We start from the raw sequence: 13,617 nt of genomic DNA on the forward strand, positions 1-13,617 counted from the left end.
TAATGTAATTAAATTGATACCTGTTCCTCTTTTAATACACCTTTTAATAAATTGACCGCTTCATCAATTTCTTGTTCGCTAACTGTTAAAGGCGGTAATAGACGAATCACTTTCGGTCCGGCTGCAACCGTTAATAGACCGGCTTCATCCAATGCGGCAACATAAGGTGCGACATCTTCGCCACCGAGACTTAACCCCAGCATTAACCCTTTACCTTGAACCGAATATTTTTCTTCCGGAAATGCTTCTTCCAGTTTATTTACAAAGTACGCTGATTTTTGTTTCACATTATCCAAAAAGGCATCATTGAATATTTGATCGATAACTGTTTGCGCAACGGCAACGCCCAATGGATTTCCGCCGAACGTCGTACCGTGTGTCCCTGCACTAAACGTGTTAAAGAGCTTTTCTGTCCCAAGTATCCCCCCAATCGGGAATCCGCCACCTAGACCTTTTGCCATTGAAACAATATCGGGTTTGATAACTGTCTGTTCAAATGCAAAACGAGTTCCTGTACGTCCGATACCCGTTTGTACTTCATCAACAATGACTAAAATATCCGACGATTGCTGTATTTCATGAATGGCTTTCGCGAATTCCTCCGTTACGGGATTTACGCCACCTTCACCTTGAATCATTTCCAGCATAATCGCAGCAGTATCAGCATCAGCTGCTGCTTTTAATGCTGTAACATCATTAAACGGCAATGTTACAAACTCGCTTACTAAAGGACCGAAGCCGTTACGTACTTTATCTTGCCCTGTTGCACTCATCGCTCCAAATGTACGTCCATGAAAGCTCTGTTCAAAAACAATGATTTTATGTTTTCCTGTATGCTTACGTACTAGTTTAATAGCCGCTTCGTTCGCCTCTGCACCGCTATTACAGAAAAATGCATACGATAAATGCAAATCTTCCACTAATGATGCAGCAAGCTTTTCCTGTCCTGGACTTTCAAATAAGTTACTAATATGCCATAACTTTTGACTTTGTTTTTGAATGGTTTCGACAATCGACGGATGTGCATGCCCTAAACTACATACGGCAATACCGCTCGTAAAATCTAAATATCGTTTCCCTGTCGTATCAAATACTTCTGTTCCTTTTCCTTCGACAATAGCGAAAGGTCTTCTTGCGTAATTTTGGAATAATGCACTCATTTCACTAGCTCCTCACTTAAAATAGTCGTCCCGGTTAAAGTTTCATTTACAATTTGTACAGAAGGAATGCCTGCCTTCAAACAGTTAAGAGCGCCCTGTACTTTCGGAATCATACCGCCGTAAATATGCCCGTCGTTAATCCATTGTTCGATTAATCTTGGTGTCACTTCCGTCTGATATTCATCCTTTATGCGAATACCGGCAACATCTGTCACAAGCAGGAGACAATCCGCGCCGAATGCCAATGCAATTTCACTCGCAACTGTATCGCCATTAATGTTCAGCGCCTGCCCGTCCTTCGTTGCACCGATACAGGCAACGACAGGTACAATACCAGCTTCTGTCAAAGTATTTAACATATTTATATTAACATGCTTCACTTCTCCTACATATGCGTAAGTTTCGTAATTTAAAAATTCACTTTCGAGCAGCCCGTCATCAAAACCATTTAGTCCAATGGCAGAAATATTTGCTGAATGAAGTTCATGGACGAGTGAAGGATTTACTTTTCCGATTAATGTTGACTGCACAATGCCGATCATTTCTTTACTCGTTACACGCAGTCCGTTTACTGTATGGGACTCAATTCCTGCAGCGGCTAATTCGCGATTAATCGCAGGCCCTCCGCCATGTGTAATAATGAGTTGAATTCCTTGTTCCTGCAATGCTTTAAAATTGCGAAAGAAGGCCTCGTTAAGACCTTCTAATGTACTGCCACCAAGCTTGATGACCATTTTACGAGCGGTATGATGCGTTGATTTGAACGTAGTCATAAGTCAGGTCACACCCCCATGCAAATCCGTGTCCTTTTCCAACTTCCAGTGACACAAATATTTTCACTTCATGCTGTTTTAATATTTCGATGAGTGCTTCTTCGGAAAACTGAATTGGTTCGCCGTTTTCCACCATTGTAGCTCCACCGATTTTAATTGTAATTTTATCAGGATCGATTACAGCTCCAGAATAGCCAACTGCTGCAATAATACGCCCCCAGTTTGCGTCACAGCCAAACACCGCTGTTTTCACAAGTGGTGAACCTACAACTGTTTTTGCGATTTTACGCGCTTCTTCATCTGAAACCGCTCCATCCACTTCTACTTCGATTAGCTTAGTCGCACCTTCCCCATCACGTGCAATTGACTTTGCCAAGTCTTCTGATACGAGACGTAGTGCTGTGTAAAAGTTTTCCCAGTCCGGGTGAGCAGGTGATAATGGGTCATTTCCTGCTAAGCCGTTTGCCATTACAATAACCGTATCGTTCGTTGACGTATCACCGTCAACTGTAATCGAGTTGAACGTGCAATCCGTTACACTCGATAACGCTTTTTGCAGTTCTTCTGATTCTATATTGGCATCTGTCGTAATAAATCCAAGCATTGTCGCCATATTCGGTTCAATCATGCCAGAGCCCTTTGCTGTTCCTGAAACAATTACTTCCTTGCCATCAATGATCGTTGCATAAGTTGTGTTTTTCATTACTGTATCGGTCGTTAATATTGCTTGAGAAAAATCAATACCGCTTTCTAGCTTAGAATCCGGATTTAATAGCTCTACACCTTTTTTTACTGGTTCCATCTTCATAATTTCCCCGATGACACCTGTAGAGGCTACCCCTACCAAACTAGATTCGATGCCAAGCTTTTGTGCTGCAAGCAGTTGCATTTCATATGCGTCCAATAATCCTTGTTTGCCTGTGCATGCATTGGCATTTCCTGAATTTACGATTACCGCCTGCATTTTTTTCGTTTCATATACAACTTCTTTTGTCACTTTCAACGGTGCTGCCTGGACTGCATTTGTCGTAAATACGCCCGCAACACTTGCTGGTACTTCACTTACCAAAATTGCTAAATCTTTTTTCTTATGTTTAAGCCCACAATGAACACCTGCTGCAGTAAACCCTTTTGGTGACACGATATTTTTACTTGATAGTTTTTTCATCTCTATTGTTGAAGTCATCTAGTGACCCTCCCTTAATTTAAAGTCCTCGTCATAATATGGGGGTTGATTTCCATCTTTCTCTTCTTTATCAGTTAAATAAAATACGGAACGAGTTGTAAGCCTGTTTGCTGCGGGAGCCCGAATTGGACGTTCATGTTCTGAATTGCCTGACCAGCCGCTCCTTTAACTAAATTATCGATGACTCCGATAATCGTTGCCCGGTTTGTTCTTTCATCAAGCTTCACGTATATGTCACAGTAGTTAGAACCTTTTACTCGGTTTGTTCCTACAGCGGATGCCTCTTGAATTACCCGGACAAATGGGTGATTTTTATACGTTTCTGACAAACAGTCCACTAACTGCTTTTGTGTTACACCGTCCGTCACTTGTGCATAGGAAGTTGCTAAAATCCCACGTGTCATCGGTACAAGATGAGTATTAAACGTTATTGTTGTTTCAATATCGGTAAACATTGAAATTGCTTGTTCGATTTCGGGAATATGCTGGTGTTCATTAATTTTATATATGGAGAAGCTTTCATTTGCTTCACTGAAATGTGTTGCTTGTGAAGGTTTATTACCTGCTCCCGAAATACCGCTCTTAGCATCGATGACCAAAAAGCTCGGATCAATTAATCGATTTTTTATAAGAGGCAGAATGGATAATAAAACTGCCGTTGGATAACAGCCAGGGTTGGCAATTAAATCAGCCTTTTCAATTGCTCGTTCATTCCACTCCGTTAGGCCGTATACACTTCGCTCCACTACTTCCTGTGGCGCCGGAGTTTTTTTATACCAAGTTTCATAACTTGCTAAATTTTTAAGTCTGAAATCCCCCGATAAATCAATTAATTTTGGTCCTCGTTCAACTAAAGACGGAAAAATCGTACTCGATACCCCAGACGGCGTACTTGCGAAAACGACATCGTACTCCGCCAATGCATCATCTTCCAATTTAAGTAATGGTTGATCATAAATATCCGTTAAGTGTGGAAATTTGTCCGAAAATTGAGTTCCTACTTCTGAGGATGTAAATAACCCGATTTCTTCTACTTCTTTATGATTATGCAAAAATCGTAATAGTTCCAATCCTCCGTACCCTGTTGCACCGATAATACCTGCTTTCATGTTGTCACCTCGTCATTTTTGTATGGCAGAAAATTTTATACGAATTCTAAATGATAAAAATAAGTATAAGTATGTATATTTATTTAGTCAACTGTATTTTTATATAATTGTAGATTATTCTAAATTATCGTTCAATAATAATAACCGCAATAATATAAAAGGCGCCTACATATGTAAGCGCCCCGATTCAAGAAGTACTGCCATTTAAAGTTACTCTTCCATTGTTGATAAATCGCCTGCTGGCAAGTCAAGTTCCCAAGCCTTTAGCACACGGCGCATAATCTTTCCGCTTCGAGTTTTTGGCAGCTTATCTCTGAATTCAATTTCACGTGGTGCTGAATGGGCCGATAACCCTATTTTTACAAAGTCTCGAATATTCGCTTCAAGTACTTCACTCGGCTCTACCCCTTCACGTAATGATATAAATGCCTTAATAATTTCGCCGCGGACCGGATCAGGTTTTCCAATTACTCCTGCTTCCACTACATCAGGATGTTCAAGCAGTTTACTTTCCACTTCAAATGGTCCAACCCGCTCTCCCGCTGTCATAATCACATCGTCTACACGACCTTGGAACCAGAAATAGCCTTCCTCATCCATAAATGCAGAATCTCCTGAAACATACCATTCTCCTTTTAAAAAATAAGATTCATACCGTTCAGGATTTCCCCATATTTGACGCATCATCGCCGGCCACCCTTTTTTGATCGCCAAATTCCCCATCGTATATGGCGGCACTTCATTGCCTTGGTCATCTACAATCGTTGCATAAATTCCCGGCACAGGTTTGCCCATTGAGCCTGGCTTAATCTCCATCGATGGGTAGTTGCAGATCATATGGCCACCTGTTTCCGTCATCCACCAGGTATCGTGAATACGATGGTTCAAAATCTCCAATCCCCACTTCACAACTTCCGGATTCAATGGTTCACCGACCGATAAAACATGACGAAGCGTAGAAAGATTATATTTACCGATAATATTTGGGCCTGCCCCCATCAACATACGAAATGCAGTTGGCGCACTATACCATACCGTGACGCCATATTCTTCAATTGCCCCATACCATGCTTGCGGACTGAAGCGCCCCCCTACAACGACATTTGTCACCCCATTTAGCCATGGACCGAAAATGCCGTAAGCTGTTCCAGTCACCCATCCGGGATCGGCTGTGCACCAGTAAATATCGTCTTCCTTTAAATCCAGTACCCACTGTGCTGTCTGGTATTGCTGAACCATTGCATAATGGACTTGCAATACCCCTTTTGGAGCACCTGTCGATCCGGATGTATAATGCAAAATGGAGCCATCCTCCTTATCGACCCATTCAATGTCAAAATCCTGAGATGCCTCTGCAAAGTATTTATTAAAATCTAAGATCTTATCCGTTTCTTCAATATTTTCCCCGACTACAAATACCGTCTTTAAATGCGGCAGCTTTTCCAGTGGCACTCTGCTCAACAGTGCAGGCGTTGTAATGATCACTGTCGCCTCACTATCCATTAACCGGTCATATACGGCACCTTCCATAAACGCTTCGAATAACGGACCAACTATCGCGCCAATTTTCAATGCACCAATTAAGCTGAAATAAAGCTCCGGCGTACGTGGCATAAAAATAAAAACACGGTCGCCTTTTTTTAATTCCGCCCTTTCTTTCAACACATTCGCCGCTTTATTCGAATGACGTTTCATATCAAAAAAAGAATATGTCTCTTTTCGGTTCCCATCATTATAATAAAGAGCCACTTTGTTTTTGCGGTGTGTTGTTGCATGTCGGTCTATTGCCTCATACGCAATATTGACTTTCCCCGTTTCAAACCAAGAAAATGCTTTTTCACTATGTTGCCAATCATGATTTGCAGCTGTTTCCTCATAATTTTTCAAATTATGTTCCCCTGGAATAACTGCTAGCTTTTCCATCGTTTTCATCCCCATGAAAAATCCCCTTTCATTAAAAACTACAATCATTTTACAATAAAAATACTATAATAGGCAAAATATTTAAAACTTTCAATCAATTTAGTGACATCTCGCGAATTTAAGCGTATTTTCGCATGAAATAGAGTATAATAGATGTATTAAAAGCAGGTGGTGTGATTATGATTCATGTGAAAAATTATTATCGTCTTGAATTCAAAACGAGGAATGGTAATGTTTTAGTAGAAGGGCCCGTTCCTTCCGAAAAACTTGCTACCTACACATTACATGAAGATTTAAAAGCTTTTAGACCTTCCCATCAGCAGCATGAAGCACTTGTTGGGATTGCTAAACTGGAAGAAGGACGCATTATTGTCATTCGACAGGATAATATAATTGTCGGCTATGTTACGTATCTCTATCCAGACCCGTTGGAACGCTGGTCAGAAGACCGTATTCCAGATATGATTGAGCTAGGTGCCATTGAAGTCATTCCTACTTTTAGAGGATCCGGCGCAGGCAAAAAATTATTGGAAGTGTCATTTATGGATGATGCAATGGAAGATTATTTAGTGATTACAACTGAATATTACTGGCATTGGGATTTAAAAGGAACAGGTTTATCTGTTTGGGAATATCGGAATATGATGGAGAGAATGATGACCTCAGTTAATTTTGAGTATTATGCGACAGATGATCCTGAAATAACTTCTCATCCTGCCAATTGTCTAATGGCGCGTGTGGGGGCACGTGTCGGAAATGAGACATTGGAGAGATTTGACAGACTTCGCTTTAGAAATCGTTTCATGTATTAATTCTTATCACAAAGGGGAATGAACTATGATTGTCGAAGAAATCATGCAAAGAGAGATACATACACTCCTGCCTGAAAACACTGTACGCGATGCTGTGCGCCTTATGCGAGAGGAAAATATCCGTCATGTGCCAATTGTAAACAAAGAAAATGTGGTTGTGGGAATCATTACAGACCATGACTTGAAAAATGCTTTGCCTTCTCGATTGCGCGAAGAACCCGACTCTACGATTTATGATGCCCCAATCGAGAAAATCATGGTTAAAAATCCGATTGTCGGTCATCCGCTAGACTTCGTTGAAGAAGTTGCCATGACTTTTTATGATGCTAAAATCAGCTGTTTACCCATAGTTACTGCCGGAAAACTGGTCGGCATCGTAACTACGACTGATTTACTATATACTTACATCGAATTAACAGGCGCACATAAGCCCGGCTCTAAAATTGATATTCGGGTAAATGACAAACCTGGCATGCTTTTTGAAATTACAAAAGTATTCCACGAAAACAAGGCAAATGTATTAAGTGTACTCGTATATCCTGATGGTGAAAATGTGAAAACCCGAATTGTAAGTGTCCGTCTGCAAGTAATCAATCCGCTGCATATTATTGAAGATTTGCGAAAGCAAGGATACGATGTATTGTGGCCAAACTTACCTGGCGTCACATTATGAAAAAAGCTGTATTTATTTATTCACCAGAACAACTCACTTACAAATTTTCGGACACACACCCGTTTAACCATAAGCGATTACACTTAACGATAGATTTACTGAAAAATATTGGTGCACTTCAAGATGGAGATATCGTCCCTGCTCGAATTGCAACAGATGAAGAAATTGGGCTGGCTCATGATTTGCAGTATATAGAGATCGTAAAAAAGGCAGGCCATGGCGAGTTAACCGCCCAGCAAGGGGAACCATATGGTATTGGAACAGAAGATACCCCCATTTTTAAAAATATGCACGAAGCAAGCGCGCTTTTAGTTGGCGGTACATTACAGGCGGTCGACCAGGTACTGCAGGGAAAAGCGCAGCACGCATTAAACTTGGGCGGTGGTCTCCATCACGGTTTCCGCGGAAAAGCATCCGGTTTTTGCATTTATAATGATAGCAGTGTAGCGATAAAATATATCCAGGAAAAGTACGGACTGCGTGTTTTATATGTAGATACTGATGCCCATCATGGAGACGGCGTTCAATGGTCCTTTTATGATGACCCGAATGTATGTACATTATCGATCCATGAGACCGGCCGCTATTTATTTCCGGGTACAGGCAATATAACAGAGCGCGGGAATGGTGAAGGTTACGGGACTTCTTTTAACTTCCCGATTGATGCATTTACGGAAGATGAGAGCTTTTTGGAAATTTACGAGCAGGCAATGCGGGAAGTATTTGAATTTTTCAAACCGGATGTCGTTTTGACACAAAATGGTGCAGATGCACATTATTTTGATCCGCTCACACATTTGTACGGCACAATGAACATTTATAAAGAAATACCGAAGCTTGCTCATAAATTGGCACATGAATATTGTGGCGGACGCTGGATTGCAGTTGGTGGCGGAGGCTATGATATTTGGCGGGTCGTCCCACGAGCATGGTCACATATTTGGACGGAGATGACCGATCAGCCTGCTCCGAATGGACCGTTGCCACAGCAATGGCTTGATAAATGGCAATCGGAATCACCTGTTCCGCTAATACCGACATGGAATGATCCACATCCCTTATATGATCCCATTCCGCGCAAAGCAGAAATTGAGGAAAAAAATATACGAATGCTTGAAAAAGCACTACATATTATTCGTACAGAAAAAAACCGTTCATAACATTTGCTATGAAGTTCGAACAAAACTATAAGGCTATAAATAAAACAAAGCGCCTGTCAGCTTTTGCCAGGCGCTTTTGTTATTTACTCGAACCACGCTTCTCTATGCGATGAGGTAAGATGACATGTTGCTGTTCAACTTCCTCTTTGTTCATATACTTCGTTAATAAGCGCATTGCGACAGCTCCAATATCGTATAAAGGCAATACAACACTTGTAAGTTTTGGTCGTACCATGCGCGCTAGTTTTGAATTTTCGAAGCTGATAATTTCAACATCATTCGGCACATTTTTTCCGCTATCTTGAATGCCATGGACTAGTCCAATTGCAAGCTCATCATTTCCGACAAAAATAGCTGTAGGCGGTTGCTGTAATTCACTTAAATTCTCCCAGCTTTCCAATCCGTCATCATAAGAGCCATCTCCAGCAACAATCAATGCATCATCTATTTCAATGTTTGCTTTTTCAAGCGCATCTTTATAGGCTGCAAGTTTATGCTGACCATTCACTGTATACTGTAGCGGACCAGAGACAAAGGCAATTCTCTTATGTCCATTATCAATTAGTGTTTCTACAGCTTCAAATGCCGCATTATAATAATCAATGTTTACAGAAGCTACTTTTTCAGTTGAACTGATCGATCCTGCCAATACAATCGGTACAGGACATGCTTCTACCGCGCGTTGAATATTGTCTGTTACCTCTTCACTCATCATGACAATACCGTCAACCTGCTTTCCTAGCATTGTATCAAGCAGAGACAACTCTTTTTCTTCATTTTGATCTGAATTTGCTAAAATGATATTATAGCGGTACATTGTCGCAATATCTTCAATACCTCGTGCCAGCTCAGCATTTAAATTATTCGAAATATCAGGGATGATGACTCCTACTGATGTTGTTTTTTTACTTGCTAAGCCACGTGCTACTGCATTTGGACGATATTCGAGACGCTCAATCACTTCCAACACTTTTTTTCTTGTTGCAGGCTTAACATTTTGATTTCCATTTACTACGCGAGATACGGTTGCCATTGATACATTCGCCTCACGTGCAACATCATAAATTGTGACAGTCAAAAGTTTCTCCCCCTTTTTATCATAGTGATACAAATTTTTATAAACGACTAGTAGAACTAATTGTTATGTATAGCTTCATCATATAATATTTCCATTTCTATTTTCAATCTAAAACCCAGTGAATACGTGGTTTTTTCGTCAATTGTCTTAAAATATTCAAAAAGTATGCTACCAAAACGATAGCACTTGTTAAAAATTGTAAATTACTATACCACTTCCGTCAAATTAATATGTACAGACATATTGAAAGCCCATGTTGAAATTACTCAACATGGGCTTATTAATGATTATTTTGACACTTCGTATTGCTTCATGAATTTTAAAAGTTCTTCATAGTAAGCATTGAAAGTTGGAATATCCATTTGCTGCTGCTGATCCGATAATGCAACTGATGGATCTGGATGCACTTCTGCCATTACTCCATCTGCTCCAATAGCGATTGCCGCTTTTGAACATGGCAATAATAAATCACGACGTCCTGTAGAGTGCGTCACGTCCACCATTACCGGTAAATGTGTTTCTTGTTTTAAAATCGGAACTGCAGAAATATCCAATGTGTTACGAGTTGCTTTTTCGTATGTGCGAATTCCGCGTTCACATAAAATAATGTTTTCATTACCTTTTGACATAATGTATTCTGCTGCATGGATAAACTCATCGATTGTCGCTGCTAAACCGCGTTTTAATAAAACAGGTTTATTTGTTGCTCCAGCCGCTTTTAACAGTTCAAAGTTTTGCATATTGCGGGCACCAATTTGAATAACATCGATGTAGTCCAATGCATGGTCTAAATCAGCCGGTGTTACGATTTCTGTGATGACACCTAAACCGTATTCTTTAGACACATCTTTTAAAATCTTTAGACCTTCCAGACCTAAGCCTTGGAAATCATATGGAGATGTACGTGGTTTGTATGCACCACCGCGAATTAATTTTAAGCCTTTTTCCTGAATTGTTGCAGCAACTGCAGCAACTTGCTCATATGACTCAACCGCACACGGTCCAAATACGAAAGAAGGAGCTCCTGTACCAATTAATTCACCATTCACATTAATGACAGTATCTTCTGACTTTTCTTTACGTGAAACGAGTAATTCCTTTTTCTTTTCTGCTTCTAATTGTTTAAGGGCTGTTTTGAAGATTTGTTTAAAAATATAATCAACCGTCATTTGATTTAAAGGACCGTTATTATTTTCCTTAATTAAGTCAAGCATGTGACGCTCACGAAGTGGATCATAGCGATTGACACCTTGCTTTTCTTTAATTTTACCGATTTCTTCTACTACTGATGCACGTTCATTAATTAAACGTAAAATTTCTAAGTTCAAGCTGTCAATCTGGCTGCGTAAGCTTTCTAAATCTTGTTGATGCATATTCCTCTACCCCTCTTCTTTGCGTATCCGGCACTTTCAGATAAATAAAAAGTATGATACATTTTTAAGTAATAAACTTATTATAATCAAACTATTGTAGAATGTCACGTCTTTTTAATTTAGCGATTCAACTCGCTAAAGTATATTGTGATAATAATTGAAAGGAAGCGTTTTCATATGGCAAACAAATTGTTCGCACTTGATATCGGAACACGCTCCGTTGTCGGCATTATTTTAGAGCAACATGCAGATACCCATCATGTGGCCGATATTTTAGTAAGAGAACATAAAGAACGGGCAATGGTTGATGGTCAAATACATAATGTTTTGTATGTAGCTGAGCTTATACAGGAAATTAAGAATGAATTGGAAGAGACGCATGGACCTTTGGAGAAAGTAAGTGTTGCAGCAGCAGGACGTGCATTAAAAACCGAACAGGCCAGTGTTTCCATTTCTATTAAAAACCGACCGATCTTTACGGAAGAAGATATTAACCGCCTGGAACTGCAAGCAGTACAACAGGCTCAGCAACAATTATTGCTTCATAAGGAAGATACAAAAAATAATCATTATTACTGTGTCGGCTATTCTGTTTTGTATTTCCGTCTGGATGGTGAAGAAATTGGAAGTCTTCTCGATCAGCAAGGTGAGGAAGCATCAGTAGAAGTAATTGCCACTTTCCTACCACGTGTTGTTGTGGAATCATTGCTTGCTGCATTAAAACGGGCCAATTTGGAAATGGAAGCACTCACTTTAGAACCGATTGCCGCAATAAATGTGCTGATCCCTCCCTCAATGCGCCGTTTGAATGTAGCACTTGTTGATATTGGTGCGGGAACATCGGATATTGCTATTACAGATAAAAGTACGGTTGTAGCATATGGGATGGTGCCGACTGCTGGCGATGAAATTACGGAAAGTTTAAGTGACCATTATTTATTGGATTTTCCGGTCGCTGAAATGGCCAAACGACAATTACATACGAGCAATGAAATTCTTATTCAGGATATTTTGGGATTTGACGAATATTTTCCACGTGAAGAAGTAATCAAAGCAATATATCCTGCCATTGAAAACTTGGCAAAGTCCATCGGAGAAGAAATTTTGCGGTTAAACAACAACACGCCTCCAAAAGCGGTCATGCTAGTAGGTGGAGGAAGTTTAACCCCCCACTTAACAGAAGAAATCGGGAAAATATTAAATTTACCGGCTAATCGTGTGGCGATACGTGATGTGAATGCCATTCAGAATTTAACACGCGCCCCACATATTGCAGCAACGCCTGAGCTTGTGACACCGATCGGGATTGCGATTGCCGCACAAAAATCACCGATTCATTACATGTCTATTAAAGTAAACGAACAAGTTGTACGCCTCTTTGAGTTGAAGGAAATGACAGTCGGGGATGCTTTTTTGGCTGCGAACGTCAGAGCAAAACAACTATACGGAAAGCCAGGACATGGTTTGTCGATTACAGTGAACGGTCAAAATGTTTTCGTACCTGGTGAGCATGGGCAGCCAGCGCAGATCATATTAAATGGTGAAAATGCATCGATTAAATCCCTTATTAAAAATGGAGATCAAATACAACTGATTCCCGGAAAAGATGGGTCAGGCGCATCTGTTACGATAGGGGAAATTATTGATCATGCTTCCGTAAAGATTGTGACAATCCAAGAAACACAATATACTATTGGACCGAAAATATTCGTAAACGGTCAAATCGGAAAAATGGATTTGCTTTTACAGGACCGCGATGTAATTGTCGTCGAAACAAGCGAAACGGTGGAAGATGTATTGAAATCAATAAACTATTCTATACATGCACAGCAGTTCCAGCCGTATTTTGTCCATATCGATGGAAAACCTGTATCCTTCCCTGATTTTTCATCTCAGCTTTTCATTAATGGTAAGCCAGGGAAACTGCATTACCCTGTTCAAAATGGTGATATCATTACATTTGAACAGCGTCATTTACCCACTGCTGAGCAAATTGCGGCCCATTTGAATTTGTTATTGGAAGAAAAGGTGATTGTTACGTTCCAGCAAGAACAGGTGGAACTTGTAAAAACAGCGAGAGAGTTTTCGGTAAACGGTCAAGTGGTACCGCGTGAAGCAACAATGCCGAATGGAGCTACAATTAGTATTATGGAAAAAGATTCAAGAAAATGGATTTATCAGGATGTCTTTCGATTTTCCAGCTGGCAGCTTCCTGCGTCATTTAAAGGGTCATTTACGATTTTAAAGAATGGGCAGCCTTCTTCATTTGATGCTGAAATATTTGGTGGCGATCAACTGGAAATCCATCTAACCGATCAACCGATTGTTGGTTAATAAAAAAAAGGCCCCCAAATATTTGGGAGCCTTTTT

At 40.3% G+C, this 13,617-nt stretch carries 11 protein-coding genes; 4 read left to right on the plus strand and 7 right to left on the minus strand.

Features of this window, described 5'->3' with window-relative positions; translation table 11 throughout:
- Positions 1-8 precede the first annotated feature (8 nt).
- From CBM15_RS17245 to acsA, 5 genes are all read right to left on the minus strand, one after another.
- Positions 9-1,160: an acetylornithine transaminase gene (locus CBM15_RS17245; protein ID WP_008408241.1), complete on the minus strand. Its 1,152-nt coding sequence runs from the start codon at positions 1,158-1,160 to the stop codon at positions 9-11.
- Positions 1,157-1,933, minus strand: a complete 777-nt coding sequence (gene argB / locus CBM15_RS17250) for an acetylglutamate kinase (RefSeq protein ID WP_087618431.1) — start codon at positions 1,931-1,933, stop codon at positions 1,157-1,159. Before argB ends, CBM15_RS17245 begins: the two co-directional genes overlap by 4 nt.
- A complete protein-coding gene (argJ, locus tag CBM15_RS17255) occupies positions 1,896-3,119 on the minus strand; it encodes a bifunctional ornithine acetyltransferase/N-acetylglutamate synthase (RefSeq protein ID WP_087618432.1) in 1,224 nt (407 codons plus the stop codon). Before argJ ends, argB begins: the two co-directional genes overlap by 38 nt.
- Before the next feature lie 74 nt (positions 3,120-3,193).
- Entirely contained in the window at positions 3,194-4,228 is a 1,035-nt protein-coding gene (gene argC / locus CBM15_RS17260) for an N-acetyl-gamma-glutamyl-phosphate reductase (protein WP_087618433.1), read from the minus strand.
- 210 nt (positions 4,229-4,438) lie between these two features.
- Positions 4,439-6,166: an acetate--CoA ligase gene (gene acsA, locus CBM15_RS17265; RefSeq protein WP_420820154.1), complete on the minus strand. Its 1,728-nt coding sequence runs from the start codon at positions 6,164-6,166 to the stop codon at positions 4,439-4,441.
- Between the two features lie 164 nt (positions 6,167-6,330).
- Between acsA and CBM15_RS17270 the strand changes: the two genes are divergently transcribed.
- Genes CBM15_RS17270 through CBM15_RS17280 form a run of 3 tightly spaced genes read left to right on the plus strand, consistent with a single transcriptional unit; the run spans position 6,331 to position 8,796 of the window.
- The gene (locus CBM15_RS17270) at positions 6,331-6,963 is read left to right on the plus strand and encodes a GNAT family N-acetyltransferase (RefSeq protein WP_087618434.1); all 633 of its coding nucleotides are present in this window, start codon (positions 6,331-6,333) and stop codon (positions 6,961-6,963) included.
- Between the two features lie 25 nt (positions 6,964-6,988).
- Complete coding sequence (locus CBM15_RS17275; RefSeq protein ID WP_008408235.1) at positions 6,989-7,636, plus strand: acetoin utilization AcuB family protein; 648 nt, start codon at positions 6,989-6,991, stop codon at positions 7,634-7,636.
- Positions 7,633-8,796: an acetoin utilization protein AcuC gene (locus tag CBM15_RS17280; RefSeq protein WP_087618435.1), complete on the plus strand. Its 1,164-nt coding sequence runs from the start codon at positions 7,633-7,635 to the stop codon at positions 8,794-8,796. The genes CBM15_RS17275 and CBM15_RS17280 overlap by 4 nt, the downstream gene beginning before the upstream one ends.
- Before the next feature lie 79 nt (positions 8,797-8,875).
- On the opposite strand, the gene ccpA is transcribed toward CBM15_RS17280, so the two are convergent.
- Positions 8,876-9,874: a catabolite control protein A gene (gene ccpA, locus CBM15_RS17285; protein ID WP_087618436.1), complete on the minus strand. Its 999-nt coding sequence runs from the start codon at positions 9,872-9,874 to the stop codon at positions 8,876-8,878.
- A 287-nt stretch (positions 9,875-10,161) separates the two neighbouring features.
- A complete protein-coding gene (locus CBM15_RS17290) occupies positions 10,162-11,247 on the minus strand; it encodes a bifunctional 3-deoxy-7-phosphoheptulonate synthase/chorismate mutase (protein ID WP_008408231.1) in 1,086 nt (361 codons plus the stop codon).
- Positions 11,248-11,424: 177 nt separating this feature from the next.
- Between CBM15_RS17290 and CBM15_RS17295 the strand changes: the two genes are divergently transcribed.
- A complete protein-coding gene (locus CBM15_RS17295) occupies positions 11,425-13,581 on the plus strand; it encodes a cell division FtsA domain-containing protein (protein WP_087618437.1) in 2,157 nt (718 codons plus the stop codon).
- Positions 13,582-13,617 lie beyond the last annotated feature (36 nt).

Source organism: Solibacillus kalamii, assembly GCF_002174535.1.
Classification (GTDB): Bacteria; Bacillota; Bacilli; order Bacillales_A; family Planococcaceae; genus Solibacillus; species Solibacillus silvestris.